This window comes from Streptomyces mirabilis (assembly GCF_039503195.1).
Taxonomy (GTDB): domain Bacteria; phylum Actinomycetota; class Actinomycetes; order Streptomycetales; family Streptomycetaceae; genus Streptomyces; species Streptomyces mirabilis_D.
In genome coordinates, this window is record NZ_JBCJKP010000001.1 from 3,526,356 (window position 1) to 3,541,461 (window position 15,106).

The 15,106-nt window shown below is 71.7% G+C and carries 15 protein-coding genes; 8 read left to right on the forward strand and 7 right to left on the reverse strand.

Annotated features, from left to right (window positions below; translation table 11 throughout):
• Positions 1-3: 3 nt before the first annotated feature.
• From AAFF41_RS16620 to AAFF41_RS16630, 3 genes are all read left to right on the forward strand, one after another.
• Positions 4-1,035, forward strand: coding sequence for a ketoacyl-ACP synthase III (locus AAFF41_RS16620; RefSeq protein WP_319743907.1), 1,032 nt, complete (start codon positions 4-6; stop codon positions 1,033-1,035).
• Between the two features lie 77 nt (positions 1,036-1,112).
• A complete protein-coding gene (locus AAFF41_RS16625) occupies positions 1,113-1,361 on the forward strand; it encodes an acyl carrier protein (protein ID WP_028800941.1) in 249 nt (82 codons plus the stop codon).
• Between the two features lie 106 nt (positions 1,362-1,467).
• Positions 1,468-2,739: a beta-ketoacyl-[acyl-carrier-protein] synthase family protein gene (locus AAFF41_RS16630; RefSeq protein ID WP_343324140.1), complete on the forward strand. Its 1,272-nt coding sequence runs from the start codon at positions 1,468-1,470 to the stop codon at positions 2,737-2,739.
• Positions 2,740-2,915: 176 nt separating this feature from the next.
• On the opposite strand, the gene AAFF41_RS16635 is transcribed toward AAFF41_RS16630, so the two are convergent.
• A complete protein-coding gene (locus AAFF41_RS16635; RefSeq protein WP_054231012.1) occupies positions 2,916-3,410 on the reverse strand; it encodes a DUF3145 domain-containing protein in 495 nt (164 codons plus the stop codon).
• 256 nt (positions 3,411-3,666) lie between these two features.
• Here AAFF41_RS16635 and AAFF41_RS16640 point away from each other — a divergent pair, with 256 nt between their 5' ends.
• Positions 3,667-4,569, forward strand: coding sequence for an SGNH/GDSL hydrolase family protein (locus tag AAFF41_RS16640; RefSeq protein WP_343324141.1), 903 nt, complete (start codon positions 3,667-3,669; stop codon positions 4,567-4,569).
• 37 nt (positions 4,570-4,606) lie between these two features.
• Positions 4,607-5,587, forward strand: a complete 981-nt coding sequence (locus AAFF41_RS16645; protein ID WP_319743911.1) for an aldose epimerase family protein — start codon at positions 4,607-4,609, stop codon at positions 5,585-5,587.
• 28 nt (positions 5,588-5,615) lie between these two features.
• Here AAFF41_RS16645 and AAFF41_RS16650 read toward each other — a convergent pair whose 3' ends face one another.
• On the reverse strand, positions 5,616-6,452 hold the full coding sequence (locus AAFF41_RS16650) for a hypothetical protein (RefSeq protein ID WP_343324142.1): 837 nt from the start codon (positions 6,450-6,452) through the stop codon (positions 5,616-5,618).
• A gap of 126 nt (positions 6,453-6,578) precedes the next feature.
• Positions 6,579-9,113: a glycoside hydrolase family 3 protein gene (locus tag AAFF41_RS16655; protein ID WP_319743915.1), complete on the reverse strand. Its 2,535-nt coding sequence runs from the start codon at positions 9,111-9,113 to the stop codon at positions 6,579-6,581.
• 166 nt (positions 9,114-9,279) lie between these two features.
• Here AAFF41_RS16655 and AAFF41_RS16660 point away from each other — a divergent pair, with 166 nt between their 5' ends.
• A complete protein-coding gene (locus tag AAFF41_RS16660) occupies positions 9,280-9,855 on the forward strand; it encodes a TetR/AcrR family transcriptional regulator (RefSeq protein ID WP_099922862.1) in 576 nt (191 codons plus the stop codon).
• 38 nt (positions 9,856-9,893) lie between these two features.
• Here the strand turns inward: AAFF41_RS16660 and AAFF41_RS16665 are convergent, their stop codons facing one another.
• Genes AAFF41_RS16665 through AAFF41_RS16675 form a run of 3 tightly spaced genes read right to left on the reverse strand, consistent with a single transcriptional unit; the run spans position 9,894 to position 11,489 of the window.
• Positions 9,894-10,223, reverse strand: coding sequence for a YrdB family protein (locus AAFF41_RS16665; RefSeq protein WP_343324143.1), 330 nt, complete (start codon positions 10,221-10,223; stop codon positions 9,894-9,896).
• Positions 10,224-10,248: 25 nt separating this feature from the next.
• Positions 10,249-10,665: a RidA family protein gene (locus AAFF41_RS16670; protein ID WP_343324144.1), complete on the reverse strand. Its 417-nt coding sequence runs from the start codon at positions 10,663-10,665 to the stop codon at positions 10,249-10,251.
• 11 nt (positions 10,666-10,676) lie between these two features.
• A complete protein-coding gene (locus AAFF41_RS16675) occupies positions 10,677-11,489 on the reverse strand; it encodes an NAD(P)-dependent oxidoreductase (RefSeq protein WP_319743921.1) in 813 nt (270 codons plus the stop codon).
• Positions 11,490-11,537: 48 nt separating this feature from the next.
• On the opposite strand from AAFF41_RS16675, the gene AAFF41_RS16680 reads away from it, so the two are divergent.
• Positions 11,538-12,470, forward strand: coding sequence for a LysR family transcriptional regulator (locus AAFF41_RS16680; RefSeq protein ID WP_415925811.1), 933 nt, complete (start codon positions 11,538-11,540; stop codon positions 12,468-12,470).
• A gap of 171 nt (positions 12,471-12,641) precedes the next feature.
• Complete coding sequence (locus tag AAFF41_RS16685; protein ID WP_343324145.1) at positions 12,642-13,895, forward strand: pyroglutamyl-peptidase I; 1,254 nt, start codon at positions 12,642-12,644, stop codon at positions 13,893-13,895.
• Positions 13,896-13,934: 39 nt separating this feature from the next.
• On the opposite strand, the gene AAFF41_RS16690 is transcribed toward AAFF41_RS16685, so the two are convergent.
• Complete coding sequence (locus tag AAFF41_RS16690) at positions 13,935-14,750, reverse strand: EI24 domain-containing protein (RefSeq protein ID WP_319743928.1); 816 nt, start codon at positions 14,748-14,750, stop codon at positions 13,935-13,937.
• Positions 14,751-15,106 lie beyond the last annotated feature (356 nt).

A 15,106-nucleotide genomic window follows, 5' to 3' on the forward strand; every position in this document is an offset into this window, starting at 1 on the left:
AGCATGTCGAAGATCAGGCCCAGCAAGGGCGCCCCGTACGCGCGGATCCTGGGTGTGGGCGGCTACCGTCCCGTCCGGGTCGTGCCGAACGAGGTGATCCTCGAGACGATCGACTCCTCCGACGAGTGGATCCGCTCGCGCTCCGGCATCGAGACCCGGCACTGGGCCTCCGACGAGGAGACCGTCGCCGCGATGTCGATCGAGGCGTCCGGCAAGGCCATCGCCGACGCCGGGATCAACGCCGACCAGATCGGCGCCGTGGTCGTCTCGACCGTCTCGCACTTCAGCCAGACTCCGGCCGTCGCTACGGAGATCGCCGACAAGCTCGGCACGCAGAAGGCCGCCGCCTTCGACATCTCGGCCGGCTGCGCGGGCTTCGGCTACGGCCTCACGCTCGCCAAGGGCATGATCGTCGAAGGTTCGGCGGAGTACGTCCTCGTCATCGGCGTGGAGCGGCTGTCCGACCTGACCGACCTGGAGGACCGTGCGACGGCCTTCCTGTTCGGTGACGGCGCGGGCGCGGTCGTCGTGGGCCCCTCCGAGGAGCCGCACATCGGCCCGACCGTGTGGGGCAGCGAGGGCGACAAGGCCGGCACGATCAAGCAGACCGTGCCGTGGGACCGTTTCCGCATCGGCGACGTGTCGGAGCTTCCGCTCGACTCCAAGGGCGAGGTCAAGTTCCCTGCGATCACGCAGGAGGGCCAGGCGGTGTTCCGCTGGGCCGTGTTCGAGATGGCGAAGGTCGCCCAGCAGGCGCTGGACGCGGCCGGAATCACCGCGGACGACCTGGACGTCTTCATTCCCCACCAGGCCAACGAGCGGATCATCGACTCGATGGTGAAGACGTTGAAACTGCCGCAGCACGTCACGGTCGCGCGTGACGTACGCACCACCGGCAACACCTCGGCCGCCTCGATCCCGCTCGCGATGGAGCGGCTTCTGGCGACCGGCGAGGCGAAGAGCGGCGACACCGCGCTCGTCATCGGCTTCGGGGCGGGTCTCGTGTACGCCGCGACGGTCGTTACTCTCCCCTAGGCACTCCGTACCGGATCATCCGGTCCGTACGGAATACCGCCAACCCTCTCTGGATACACACCGAAGGAGCGCCTGACATGGCCGCCACTCAGGAAGAGATCGTCGAAGGTCTCGCCGAGATCGTGAACGAGATCGCCGGGATCCCCACCGAGGACGTCCAGCTGGACAAGTCCTTCACCGACGACCTGGACGTCGACTCGCTGTCCATGGTCGAGGTCGTCGTCGCCGCCGAAGAGCGCTTCGACGTCAAGATCCCGGACGACGACGTCAAGAACCTCAAGACCGTCGGCGACGCGACCGACTACATCCTCAAGCACCAGGCCTGATCCAGCGATCGGGCCCGGTTCGCCCGGCCCGGTCCACCGATCAGTCCGTTGCCCCGCCACCCGGCGGTGGCGCCGCTGAATCCTCGTATTTGGAGAAAGAATTCCCGTGAGCTCGACCAATCGCACCGTGGTCGTCACCGGTATCGGCGCAACCACACCGCTGGGTGGCGGCGCAGCCTCTACCTGGGAGGGCCTCGTCGCCGGCAAGTCCGGTGTCCGCGCCCTGGAGCAGGACTGGGCCGCCGACCAGGCGGTCCGAATCGCGGCGCAGATCGCCGTGGAGCCGGGCGAGGTCATCCCCCGCCCGCAGGCCCGCCGTCTCGACCGCTCGGCGCAGTTCGCCCTGATCGCCGCCAAGGAAGCCTGGGCCGACGCCGGTTTCACCGACAAGGCCGGCGACGACGCCTCCGTCGACCCGGACCGGCTCGGCACCGTCATCGCCTCCGGCATCGGTGGCGTGACGACGCTGCTCGACCAGTACGACGTGCTGAAGGAGAAGGGCGTCCGCCGCGTCTCCCCGCACACCGTTCCCATGCTCATGCCGAACGGCCCGTCCGCCAACGTGGGTCTGCTCGTCGGCGCCCGCGCCGGCGTGCACACCCCGGTCTCCGCTTGCGCCTCGGGCGCCGAGGCCATCGGCTACGCCATCGAGATGATCCGCACCGGGCGCGCCGACGTCGTCGTCGCCGGTGGTACGGAGGCGGCGATCCACCCGCTGCCCATCGCCGCGTTCGGCAACATGATGGCGATGTCCAAGAACAACGACGACCCGCAGGGCGCCTCGCGCCCCTACGACGTCGCGCGTGACGGCTTCGTCCTCGGTGAGGGCGCCGGCGTCCTCGTCCTGGAGTCCGCCGAGCACGCCGCCAAGCGCGGGGCCCGGGTGTACGCGGAGGCGGTCGGCCAGGGCATCTCCGCCGACGGCCACGACATCGTGCAGCCGGAGCCGGAGGGGCGTGGCATCTCCCACGCCCTGCAGAACCTGCTCGACAACACCGACCTGGACCCGGCCGAGATCGTGCACGTGAACGCGCACGCGACCTCGACGCCCGCCGGTGACGTGGCGGAACTGAAGGCGTTGCGCAAGGTCTTCGGTGACGACGCCGACCACATGGCGGTCTCTGCGACCAAGTCGATGACCGGTCATCTCCTCGGTGGCGCGGGGGGTGTGGAGTCGGTGGCGTCGGTACTGGCGCTGTACAACCGGATCGCTCCGCCGACCATCAACGTCGAGAACCTCGACCCCGAGGCCGAGGCGAACGCCGACATCGTGCGCGGGGAGGCTCGCAAGCTGCCTGTCGAGGGCCGCATTGCCGCCCTGAACGACTCGTTCGGGTTCGGTGGGCACAACGTGGTGCTGGCGTTCCGTACGATCTGAATTCGGCCGTAGGTGTACTGAACCGGCGTGTGGCCCGGACTCCCTGTCGGAGTCCGGGCCACATGTGCTTGTTCGTCGGGTGCGGGGCGGTGGGGGCCGGTCACGCCCACGCGGCGGAGCCGCATATGTCACAGCCTCGCGCCCCCAAAAGCGTCCCCTCACGCCCGTTTCTCAGGTCAGACCACCTGGTGGAGCCAGCGGACCGGGGCGCCCTCGCCCGCGTAGCGGAAGGGTTCCAGTTCGTCGTCCCAGGGCTTGCCCAGGAGTTTGGCGAGGTCGGACTCCAGGTCGCTCTCGCCGCGCTGGGAGCGCAGGAGGGCGGCGCGCAGACGGTCCTCGGGGATCAGGATGTCGCCGTGGATTCCGGTGACGGCGTGGAAGATGCCCAGTTCGGGGGTGCAGCTGTAGCGCTCGCCCTCGGCTGTGGGGCAGGGCTCGGCGGTGACCTCGAAGCGCAGCATCTGCCAGCCGCGCAGCGCGGAGGCCAGCTTGGAGGCGGTGCCCACCTCGCCCTTCCAGGAGAACTCGGATCTCCAGGTGCCCGGCGAGGCGGGCTGCCGGATCCAGTCGAGGTTGACGCGGGTACCGAGCACGCCCGCGACCGCCCACTCGACGTGCGGGCACAGCGCGCGGGGCGCGGAGTGCACGTAGAGAACTCCACGTGTCGTCACTGGGGCCTCCGGACAGAGCGAGACATCTTGTAACTTAGCGGAAAGGCAGTGGCAGGGCGGCCACGTGGCGAGGCTACCGTGCGGCGGCGCAAGGAGTGTGACGTACCGTCGGTCCCAGCGCCCAGAAACATTGAGGTTTCACCCAAGGGGACGCGGTGCGACCGGTCGCGTACTGCGGGGTGTCGGCCAACCGTGTCGCATGGGTGCTGAGCAATGGTGCTGAGCAATCGTGCTTGACGAACGAGGGGACCAGGGGATGCGTCACAGGAGTCACCGTTCTCGGGCCGCCCTCGCCCTCGTGTCGGCGGCTCTCCTGGGCGTCGCCGTCGCCGGCTGCGACGCCGTCGGTGACAACTCCCCGGCGCCCCGGGGCACGACGGCCAAGGCGTTCCCGAAGCCGACCCCCACCTGGGACCGCAGCCCGACGTCGATGGCCGCCGTCGGGGACTCCATCACCCGCGGCTTCGACGCGTGCACCGTGCTGTCCGACTGTCCGGAGGTGTCCTGGGCCACCGGCAGCGACACGAAGGTCAAGAGCCTCGCCGTGCGGCTGCTCGGGCAGGCCGGGGCCGCCGAGCGCAGCTGGAACTACGCGGTGACCGGTGCCCGGATGGCGGATCTCCCCGACCAGATGGCACAGGCCGTCACGAACAAGCCGGAGCTGGTGACCGTGATGGCGGGCGCGAACGACGCCTGCCGCTCGTCGGTGTCGGCGATGACCCCCGTCGCCGAGTTCCGCGCCGAGTTCGAGGACGCCATGGACACGCTGCGCAAGGCGCTGCCCAAGACCCAGGTGTACGTGTCGAGCGTGCCGGATCTGAAGCGGCTGTGGTCCGAGGGGCGGAGCAACCCGCTGGGCAAGCAGATCTGGAAGCTGGGTATCTGCCCCTCGATGCTGGGCGACGCGGACTCCCTGACCACGACGGCGATGCGGCGACGCACGACGGTGCAGGACCGGGTGGAGGCGTACAACCAGGTCCTGAAGGAGGTGTGCGCCAAGGACCGGCACTGCCGCTTCGACGGGGGCGCGGTCTTCGACTACCGCTTCGGCACGGACCAGCTGAGCCACTGGGACTGGTTCCACCCGAGCAGGGACGGGCAGGCGCGGCTCGCGGAGATGGCCTATCGGGTGGTGACGGCGACGAGGCCGGTGAGCTAGGACCTGCCGTTCGGATCCTTGGCCTAGGCTTTCGATCATGCACTGCGAATTCTTCGGAACCCTTCCCGACGGCACCCCGATCCACCGCTGGACGCTGGAGCGTGCCGGGGTGCGGGTGCGGATCCTGACGTACGGCGGGATCGTCCAGTCGGTCGAGGTCCCGGACCGGGACGGGGTGCGCGCGGACGTGGTACTGGGGTTCCCCGACCTCGACGGCTATCTGACGCACACGGGGCCGTACTTCGGGGCGCTCGTCGGGCGGTACGCGAACCGGATCGCCGGGGGCCGCTTCCTGCTCGACGGCCACACCTATCACCTGGCGCAGAACAACCCGCCCAACTCCCTGCACGGCGGGGAGCGCGGCTTCGACAAGCGGGTGTGGGACGCGGAACCGGTCGATCACGGGCTGCGCCTGACCCGGGTCTCCCCGCACGGCGAGGAGGGCTTCCCGGGCCGCCTGGAGGCCTCGGCGACGTACACGCTGGACGAGGCGGGCGCGCTGGGGATCGCGTACGAGGCGGTCACGGACGCGCCGACCGTGGTGAACCTGACGAACCACACGTACTGGAACCTGGCCGGTATGGGCAACGCCGGCGGCCACGAACTCCGCCTGGACGCCTCGCGCTTGACGTCGGTGGACGCCGATCTGATCCCCACCGGGGCGCTGGACGCCGTCGACGGGACGCGGTTCGACTTCCGTACGGCGCGGAAGGTCGGCGCCGGCTACGACCACAACCTCGTCCTCGACAAGGGGCTCACGCAGACCGCCGTCGAGGTCGCCGAGCTGCACGACCCGTCCTCCGGGCGGACGCTGACGGTCGCGACCACCGAACCCGGGCTCCAGCTGTACACCGCGGAGCACCTGAGCGACCCCTTCGCCCCCGGGGACGGCGTCGCGCTGGAGACCCAGCACTTCCCCGACTCCCCCAACCGGCCCGAGTTCCCGAGCACGGAACTGCGGCCGGGCGGGGTGTACCGGTCGGAGACCGTGTACGGGTTCGGCGTCCGCGACCAGTAGCCGACGACCGGCGACCGGCGACCGGCCGTCAGACGCTCTCGCCGCGCATCCGCTTGGTGGCTCTGCCCAGCAGGGTCATCGCGCCGAGGCAGACCGCGACCACCACGGCCCCGACCAGCGCGGGGAGCGGGGACTTGCCCTTGATCCCCTCCACGAGCACGGTGGTGGCCAGCACCATGATGATGGAGTACAGGCTCCGGCCGACCTTGGCGCCGGCCGGGATCACCCGCAGCAGCTGCGGGATCGTCGTGGCCGCGGCGATGCCCATGCCGAACGGGATGAACGCGCCGAGCACCAGGGCACCGAAGCCGAACGAGTTGCCGTACGCGCCCCATCCGGCGCCCTTGTAGAGCAGATAGCCCGCGGCGCCGAGGGACAGCAGGACGAGTACGCCGTTGAGGTACGCGGCGAGGGTGGCGGCCTTGCGGGCGCCCGGCAGATGCGCGGCCGGGGAGCGCCAGGCGTCCGGGGTGATCAGGCGCAGCTGCTGCTTGAGGGCCCGCATCCGTGTCATGGCGAAGAGGCCGACGGCCACGGCGACCAGTCCGACGGCCGTGGCCGCGAAGCCGACCGGTGTCCGCGTGATGCCGTAGTGGGCGCCGCCGAAGGTCAGCGGGATGCCGAGGACGAAGCCGTACGCGTATGTCTTCGCCTGCTGCTGGATGCGCAGCACCAGCTGTCGCTGGTCGGGGGTGAGGTGGGGGTCCAGCCGCATCTCGCCCTCGCCCAGGTGCTGTTGGGGGGCCTGGGGCTGCTGCTGGTACGGAGGCGGGTACGGGACCTGCTGCGGGGGCGGGTAGTAGGGCTGCTGCCCCTGATAGGGCCCCCGCGGTGGGTACGGGCCTGGTTGTTGACCTGGGTACATGCGTTGTTCTCCCCCGAACCGGCGTGTTCCGGCCCGCGAGTCTGCCACAGGTGGCCGAGAACCGACGAGCCCCGATCCGGATGTCAGGTTCCGGACCGGGGCTGCTCGGGGTGGACTCGTCCCACGTCAGACGTTAATCGTCGCCGCGACCCGACGGTCGACGATCGAGCGACCCGCAGCAATCTCGTACGAACCCTTCACAAACACCCAGGCTCCGGTGCTCTCGTCCCAGACCTCGAAGGCCCGGCGCGGGAGTACGAGGACGACGTCGACGCTCTCGCCGGGGCCCGCCTCGACGCCCGCGAAGGCGGCGAGCCACCGGGCCGGACGCCCGGCGTCGGCCTCGACGGGCGCCAGATAGACCTGGACGACCTCGCGCCCGGCCCGCGCACCGGAGTTGCGGACGCGGACCGTGACCGTCGTCGTACCCGAATCGGAACCGGCACCCGAACCGGCGTCGACACCGGAACCGGCACCGCCGTCGCCGTCGCCGAGCTCGATCGACTCGTACGTCCAGTCGGTGTAGCCGAGGCCGTGTCCGAAGGCGTACGAGGGGGTCCTGCCCTCCTTCTCCCAGGCGCGGTAGCCGATGAACACGCCCTCGGTGTACGGGAGTTCGCCGTCGGCCGGGACCACCTGGGTGACCGGGGCGGCCGTGAGGGAACCCCAGGTGGTGGGCAGCCGGCCGCCGGGCTCGTGGGCGCCGGTGAGGACGTCGGCGAGGGCGGCGCCGCCCTCCTGGCCGGGGAACCAGCCGAGCAGTACGGCCGCGACCTCCTCGCGCCACGGCAGCTCGACCGGGGAGCCGGCGTTGACGACCACGACGGTGTTCGGGTTGGCGGCGGCGACGGCGTGCACCAGCTCGTCCTGACGGCCGGGCAGCCGGAGGTCCTTGCGGTCGAAGCCCTCGGACTCGACGCGGTCGGTGGTGGCGACCACCACGACGGCGGTGTCGGCGGCGCGGGCGGCATCGACGGCCTCGGCGATGAGTTCGTCGGGGTCGCGGCGCGGGTCCTGGTGGGCGAGTGCGAAGCCGACCACCTTCAGCGGCGCGCCCTCGGGGACGACGATGACGTGCCGCAGCGCCACCTCGTACGTCTCACCGGCGACGAGATCCACCTGGGCGCGCTCGACGGGGGCGCCGAAGAACGCCTCGAAGGGGTCGTCCTTCGTGCCGCGCTGGATGTCGTCGAAGTGGACCGTGCCGTCGACGGTGAGCGTGAACGCGCCGAGGCCCTTGATGCCGAGGGTGTGGGTGCCGCTCTCGCGCGGGGTGAAGGTGCCGGTCAGTTCGACGCTGTGGAGGGTGGCGTGGGTGACGCCTTCGGGGAGGTCGTCACCCATCCACTGGATCTGGCCGTTGGGGGCCGAGCCGGTGCCGATGACCGCGCCGTCCCGGTCGCGGCAGACGGCCCGCAGGGTGAACCCCCTGTCGGCGACGGCGAGTTCCTCGTTCGGGTCGGCGCCGACGGCGTACGTGAGGCTGCCCTCGGGGAGGACGGCGGTGAGGCCGTCGAGGGGCGGGACGACCCGGGCGGGGAAGACGGTGGCGGAGCCGCCGCCGAGGATGCGGGCGTCGCGGGCGGCGGCGCCGATCAGGGCGACCTTGTGCCCTTCGCCGCGCGCTTCGCCGTGCCCTTCCCCGCGCCCTCCCCCGAGCGGAAGAGCCCCTTGGTTGCGCACGAGGACGAAGGAGCGGCGGGCGATCTCGCGGGCCAGGGCCTCGCCGTCCACCGTCGCGGGCGGTTCGGTGACGACCGGCTCGGCGCCCTCCAGGACGCCGACGCGGGCGGCGAGCCGCAGGACGTTGCGGACGGCCTCGTCGACCTTGGCCTCCTCGACCCCGCCCGCGCGGACGGCGGCGGCGAGCGCCTCCCCGTACACGGTCCGGGGGCCGGGCATGGCGACGTCGAGACCGCCCTCGATGGCGCCGGCCGTGGCGCGGGCGGCGGTCCAGTCGGAGACGTTGAAGCCGTCGAAGCCCCACTCGCCGCGCAGGATCTCGTTCACGAGGTGGTGGTGCTCGGTCATCGTGGTGCCGTTGACCGTGTTGTAGGCGGTCATGATGCCCCAGGGGTGGGCCTGGGCGACGATGGCCTCGAAGGGGGCCAGGTACAGCTCGCGCAGGGCGCGTTCGGAGAGCAGGTTGTTCACCGTGAAGCGCTCGGTCTCGGCGTCGTTGGCGACGAAGTGCTTGACGGTGGTGCCGACGCCGCCCGACTGGACGCCCTGGACATAGCCGGAGCCGATCTCGCCGGTCAGGTACGGGTCCTCGCTGTACGCCTCGAAGTGGCGGCCGCCGAGCGGAGAGCGGTGCAGGTTGACGGTGGGCGCGAGGAGGACGTGGACCTGCTTGCGGCGGGCCTCCTGGGCGAGCAGGGCGCCCGCCCGGCGCGCGAGGGCCGGGTCCCAGGTGGCGGCGAGCGCGGTCGGCGAGGGGAGCGCGATCGACGGGTCGTCTGCGGTCCAGTGGACACCGCGTACGCCGATCGGGCCGTCGGACATGACGAGGGGCTTGAGGCCGATCTCGGGCAGCGCGGGCAGCGACCACATGTCCTGCCCGGCGAGCAGCCTCGTCTTCGCGTCCAGGTCCAGCTTGCCGAGGGCCGCCTCGACGACCGCCTCGCGGGCCTCGTCGGCCGGTGTGCGCGTTCCCGCCATCGCGGTGCCTCCTCATTGAGTCCGTGAATCCGCGAATCCGTGAGCCCGCGAATCCGTGAGCCCGCGAATCCGTGAGCCCTTGAATCCGCTCTGCGCGTCCATCCTGCATCCGGTACCTGTAGAGCAGTAGGTTTCGTTATTTCTTCGTTATAGTCCATGGGTGCGCATGCCGTACGGTGACGCCATGAGCACCAGGGCCAGAAGCGAGGAGCGGCGCGCCGAGATCGTCCGGGCGGCCCTGGAGGTGATCGCCGAGCGCGGCTACCGGGGCGCGAGCATGGCGTCGGTCGCGGAACGCGTGGGGCTGACCCAGCAGGGGCTGCTGCACTACTTCCCGACGAAGGACGCGCTGCTCGTCGCGGTGCTCGAGGAGCGGGACCAGTGGGACGCCGTGCCCGACACCCAGTGGCGGGTCGACCTGCTCGCCTCACTGGTCGAGTACAACGCCATGCGGCCCGGGATCATCCAGACGTTCTCGGCGCTGCTCGGCGAGAGCGTCACCGAGGGGCACCCGGCGCGCGAGTACTTCACCGAGCGGTACGCGCGGGTGCGCGCGAGCATGGCGGCGGTGCTGCGCGCCGAGTACGGGGAGCGGCTGCCGAACGGGCTCACGCCCGAGCGCACCGCCCCGCTGCTGGTGGCGGTGATGGACGGCCTCCAGTTCCAGTGGCTCCTGGACCCGGAGTCGGTGGACATGCCGGGCGCGTTCCGGGACTTCCTCGCGCTGCTCGGCGAGGACTGAACCCGACCACCACCGTTCCGCCTCCGCCACCGCCTGCGCTACTGGTGCCAGACCACGGCCAGCGTCTTGCTCACCGCACAGACGGCGGCGAAGGCGATCGCCCACCCGTGGGCCCCGGCGAAGGCCAGCGCGGCCACGCCGGCCCCGAACCAGAGCAGTTCGAAACCGATGCGGACCGCGCCGCGCGTCTTGTACGACGCCTTCTGCGAGCCGAACAGCGCCCACAGCGTGATGAGTACGGCCGGGGCGCCCAGGCCGACGAGCCAGCTCGGCGGCGTCGCCGCGGCGCGGGTGAACCCCCAGTACCCGACGGCCGCGAGGGCGCCGAGTTCGATGAGGAAGAGGACGCCCAGGTTCACTGCCTTCATGGGCGGCAGTATCACCCGGAAGGGATCACTCCGGCCCGTGTGCGTCACGCGGAGCCGGTACGGCCGGTACGGCGGCCACGACCTCGATCTCGATCAGGGCCTCCGGCTTGAAGAGGCGGGAGACCTCGAAAGTCATGCTGGTGGGCGGGGCACCGGTGAGGTACTGGGCACGTACGGCACCGTAGGCGGGGAGTCGGGTGATGTCCGTCAGATACGTACGGATGTTGATGATGTCCGCCAGGCCTGCCCCGTGCGCCCCCAGCAGGGCGTCGATGGTCTCGAAGACCCCGCGGCTCTGTTCGGTGAGGTCGGCGCCCTCCGCGACCTGTCCGGAGAGGTACAACAGGGCTCCCGCACCCGGCAGTTCGACCCGGGCGACCTGGGAGTAGTAGCCGTTGGCCGGCCCCGGCGCCGAGGACGGGTTGTCCAGCGTGATCTGCATGGGAGGCCCTCTCAGGCGGAGCGGCGGATGTGTTCGACGGCCGTCGCGATGTCCGCGCCGGCGACGGCGGGATCGGCGGCGGCCCGCTTGTAGTGCTCCAACACCGCTTCGAGTACGGGGAGTTCGGCGACCTTCGTGGCGAGGGCGACGTCCTTGGCGGCGAGCGCGGTGGCGAAGTGCACGTCCTCGGCGAAGGCGCGGCCGACGGCGCCGCCGAGCGGGCCGTTCGCGAGCGCGGTGCGCGCCACCTTCTCGTCGATGCCGAGCTTGTCCGCGAGGGCCATGGTCTCGGCGACGAGGGCGACCCCGCCGAGCAGGGCCGTGTTGACGATGAGCTTGAGCGCGGCGCCGGAGCCCAGCGGGCCGGTGCGGGTGACGGTGCCCATATGGACGAGCACGTGCCCGACGCCCGTCAGCTCGCCGCCCGCGAGGATGCCGAGCTGCCCGGCGGCCGCCTTGTCCGTGCTGCCCGCCACGGGCGCGTCGACGAACGTCACGCCCTCCCCGAGCCGGGCGGCGAGGTCCTTGACCACGTCGGGGCCGACGGTCGACATCTCCACCCAGGTGGTGCCCCGGCGCAGCTCCGGCACGATGGCGTCCGCGACCGTGTCGAGCGCGGCCGGGTTGGCGAGCATGGTGATCACCACGTCCGCGCCCCGTACGGCCTCGGCCGGGGACGTGGCGAGGGTGGCGCCCTCGGCGACCAGCGGCTCGGCCTTCTCGGCGGTGCGGTTCCAGACGGTCAGCGGGAATCCCGCGGCGAGAAGGCGGCGTGCCATCGCGGCGCCCATGTGCCCGAGCCCGAGGAATGCGATCTTTTCCATGCCTCGACGCTAGGTGGGCCCACGTGATGCGACAAGCGAATGTCTAGCATGGCTCTCATGCCCAACCCGCATGCCGTACCCGACCTCTCCACCACCTGGCTGCGGGTCTTCCTGGAGGTCGCCCGACACGGCTCGTTCACGGTGGCCGCGCGGGCCCTCGGCTGGACGCAGTCCGCGGTGTCCCGGCAGATCGCCTCGCTGGAGTCGGCGCTCGGCGGAGCCCCGCTCTTCGACCGGCTGCCCCGGGGCGTACGGCTGACGGAGGCCGGGCGGTTCCTCGTGCCGCACGCCGAGGCGGTGGTCGAGCGGCTGCACGACGCGAACCGCGAACTGGCCGCGCTGCGGCGGGTCGCGGGCGGCCGGCTGCGCTTCGGCGCGTTCGCCACGGCCGACGCCGCGCTCGTACCCCGTGCCATCGCCGCGTTCCGGCTGCGCCATCCGGGGGTGCGGCTCACCCGCGAGGAGGGCCTGACGCCCGTGCTCCTGGAGCGGCTCTCCGCGGGCGGCCTCGACCTGGCGATCGTCTCCACGACGGGCCGCGCCCCGCTGGACCCGTACACCCTGCACCACCTCCTCGACGAGTCCCTGTACGTCGCCGTCCCCGCCGACCATCCGCTCGCCGCCGAGCCCTCCGTCCGCCTCCCCCAACTCGCCGACGCAGACTGGATATCCGGCTCCGCCCGCCCCGAGGGCACCCTGCTGGACGCGGCCCTGCGGCACGGTTTCCGGCCGCGCGTCGCGCATGTCGTGGCCGAGTGGACGGCCAAGCAGGGGTACGTCGCCGCCGGGCTCGGGGTGACCCTGGTCCCGGCGCTCGCCGCCGAGTCCGTACGCCCGGACATCGCGCTGCTCGCGGTGCGCGACGAGGAGGCGCCGGCGCGGGCGGTGTACGCGGCGACGGTGCGGGGCCGGTCACTGGGACCGGCGGCGCGGGCGTTCCTGGGGGCACTGCGGGAGGCGGCGACCCGCCTGCCCACCTGAGCCACCCGCCGCCCGAGCCACCCCGGCCGCTTCGGCTGCCGGTGCCACACCTCATGGCGTACGTCCCCTCCGTCACGCGATACTGCGGCCGTCCGGCAGCTCCCCCAAGCTCTCGGCTTCGCTCGACCGGGGGGGGTATCCCCATCACGGCGACGGAAGGCATGAACTCCCTTGACTCACATATGCGTTCGGCTCGGAGCAGGCGTACTCGGACTGGCCCTGGTGGGCGGCCTGGCCGCGGCGCCCAGCGCGTCGGCGGCAGCGGCGGCCCCCGTCACCGTCGAGGAGCAGCGCCTCGACCAGGCCGCTCCCCAGGAGATCCTGCGGCGCTCCGGATTCGACACGGTGGCCCCCGGGTTCGCGCGGGCGCTGGAGCGGGCGGGCTCGTTCGGACAGGCCGAGCGTGTCGTCGTACGGCAGGGGGCGCGGCTGTGGCAGCGGGCCGTCGACCGGGCGCAGGGGCGGGGCCCGGCGGGCGGCGACCTGAGCCGGGACGACGACCGGCCGCTGTACTGGGCGCGGCTGGGCATGACGCGCGAAGTGCGGCAGTGGGAGCCGGAGTTCGGTCTCACGGACACACAACGCGCCAGGCTGCTGGCCCAGTTGGAGGAGAACTCGCGCGGCGAGAACACCATCCGCTATCCGCACGCCAAGGGCGTGAAGCGGATTCTGCTCACCGGGTTCGACCCGTTCACACTGGACCGTGACGTCCGGATCTCCAACCCGTCCGGAGCCACCGCCCTCGCCCTGGACGGCACGACGATCCGGACCGCGGACGGCCCGGCGCGCATCGAGACCGCCGTGTTCCCGGTCCGCTGGCAGGACTTCGCCCAGGGCACGGTGGAACGGACGCTGCGCCGCCAGCTCCCGCGGGTGGATCTGTTCACCACGGTGAGCCAGGGCCGCGTCGGGCGTTTCGACGTGGAGCGGACCAACGGGGCCTGGCGGGGCGGCTTCCCGGACAACGAGAACGTCTCCCGCACCGAGACGATCCCCGTCACCGACCCGGCCTCGCAGCCGCAGTGGACGTCGACGACGCTCCCGTACGCGCGGATCGTGGCCGCGCCCACGGGCCGCTTCCCCGTGTACGACCACACCTCGGTGACCGAGATCCCGGCGGGCGGCACCGATCCGGTCGTACGTACCGACGGGCCGACCCCGGGTTCGACGGCGCGTGCCGGGGGCGGCGGGGACTATCTCTCCAACGAGATCGCCTACCGCGCGACGCTGCTGCGCGACCGCCTCGGTCTGCACGACAGCCTGCCCGGCGGGCATGTCCACACGCCCGTACTGCAGTTCGGCACGGGCAACACGGACCCGGCGACGGGGACGGTCACGGACCCCGAGTTCGTTCAGAACCGGCTGGACATCATCGCCCAGGTGCGGGCGATCGTGACGGTGGCCGTCAGCGGGACGGGGCGATAGGGGCGAGGACCGTGACGACGGCCACGGCGAGGGTCTCGGTCACGCGGCGGCGCGTTGTTCGTGGTCGTCGTGGTTGTCGTGACCGCCGTGGTCGTCGTCCGGGTCGTCCGTTTCCTCGTCCAGCAGGTCGCGGGCCATCAGTGTGGCGCCCGCGACCGCGCCCGGCATCAGGAAGACGGCGACGAACGGGACCAGGAAGGCGAGGCCCAGCGGGGTGCCGAAGCCCCAGACCAGCGTCTTGCGGGAGCGGAGCAGGGTGAGGCGGTCGCGGAGGTCGACGCCTCGGCGCTGGAGGGCGACCGCGGTCAGTTCCTCCGTGAGGAAGAAGCCGGTGACGAAGAAGCCGATCACGGGGACGACGGTCTGGCCGATGAACGGGAGGAAGCCGAGGGCGAAGAGGAGGACGCCCCAGACGGCGGCCCGCACGAGGATGCGGAGGCTGTCTCGCGCGGAGATCCACAGCTCGTGCCAGAGCGGGAGGCCGGACTCCGGGGCCGTGCCCTCCGGGGAGACGTCCCTGTCGACCTTCTCCGAGAGGGACTCGTAGAAGGGCTGGCCGACGAGGAGGGTGACGGCGGTGAAGGTCAGGACGGCGAGGAGGAGGGCGAGGGCGAAGAGTACGGCGGTGAGGAAGCCGCGGAAGAGGCCCAGCCAGGGGCTGGACCAGTCGTCGGCGAAAGGGGTGGACCAGGTGACGAAGTCCTCGCCGTACAGAGCGAGGGTGACGAGCGCTGCCGCGTACAGCACGAGGGTGATCAGGCCGGGAAGCAGTCCGAACCCGTACTGCTTTCCGTGCCGTGCCACCCATCGCTGGCCCTGTATGAGATAACCGAACCCCGCCCCGACATCACGCATGACCCAAACTTTACCGGGGCTCGCCCCCGCCGCCCCTACCCTCCCCCAAGCTCTCGGCTTCGCTCGAGCAGGGGGCACCCTCATCATCCCCAGGGGCTCCGCCCCTTCCACCCCGCCAGGGGCGCTGCGCCCCCTGGACCCCCGCAGCGGCCTGAACGGCCTCGTCCTCACACGCCGGACGGGCTGACTGATGCGGGCCGGGGTGGGCGGGTGGACCGGGGGGCATCGGCCTTCGGCCCTGTCCCCGATCGCCGGACAGGCTGAATGGCGCGGGACGGGGTGGGCGGGGTGCGGTGTTTGGCCTTCGCTTGCGAACGCCGGACGCCCCGAGGCTCTTAGGGGCGCGGGGAACTGCG

Bases quoted from the DNA above. Each gene is read 5' to 3' on its own strand.
- AAFF41_RS16620 (WP_319743907.1), top strand. From the start codon at position 4: ATGTCGAAGATCAGGCCCAGCAAGGGCGCCCCGTACGCGCGGATCCTG.
- AAFF41_RS16625 (WP_028800941.1), top strand. From the start codon at position 1,113: ATGGCCGCCACTCAGGAAGAGATCGTCGAAGGTCTCGCCGAGATCGTG.
- AAFF41_RS16640 (WP_343324141.1), top strand. From the start codon at position 3,667: ATGCGTCACAGGAGTCACCGTTCTCGGGCCGCCCTCGCCCTCGTGTCG.
- AAFF41_RS16645 (WP_319743911.1), top strand. From the start codon at position 4,607: ATGCACTGCGAATTCTTCGGAACCCTTCCCGACGGCACCCCGATCCAC.
- AAFF41_RS16650 (WP_343324142.1), bottom strand. From the start codon at position 6,452: ATGTACCCAGGTCAACAACCAGGCCCGTACCCACCGCGGGGGCCCTAT.
- AAFF41_RS16655 (WP_319743915.1), bottom strand. From the start codon at position 9,113: ATGGCGGGAACGCGCACACCGGCCGACGAGGCCCGCGAGGCGGTCGTC.
- AAFF41_RS16660 (WP_099922862.1), top strand. From the start codon at position 9,280: ATGCCGTACGGTGACGCCATGAGCACCAGGGCCAGAAGCGAGGAGCGG.
- AAFF41_RS16665 (WP_343324143.1), bottom strand. From the start codon at position 10,223: ATGAAGGCAGTGAACCTGGGCGTCCTCTTCCTCATCGAACTCGGCGCC.
- AAFF41_RS16670 (WP_343324144.1), bottom strand. From the start codon at position 10,665: ATGCAGATCACGCTGGACAACCCGTCCTCGGCGCCGGGGCCGGCCAAC.
- AAFF41_RS16675 (WP_319743921.1), bottom strand. From the start codon at position 11,489: ATGGAAAAGATCGCATTCCTCGGGCTCGGGCACATGGGCGCCGCGATG.
- AAFF41_RS16680 (WP_415925811.1), top strand. From the start codon at position 11,538: ATGGCTCTCATGCCCAACCCGCATGCCGTACCCGACCTCTCCACCACC.
- AAFF41_RS16690 (WP_319743928.1), bottom strand. From the start codon at position 14,750: ATGCGTGATGTCGGGGCGGGGTTCGGTTATCTCATACAGGGCCAGCGA.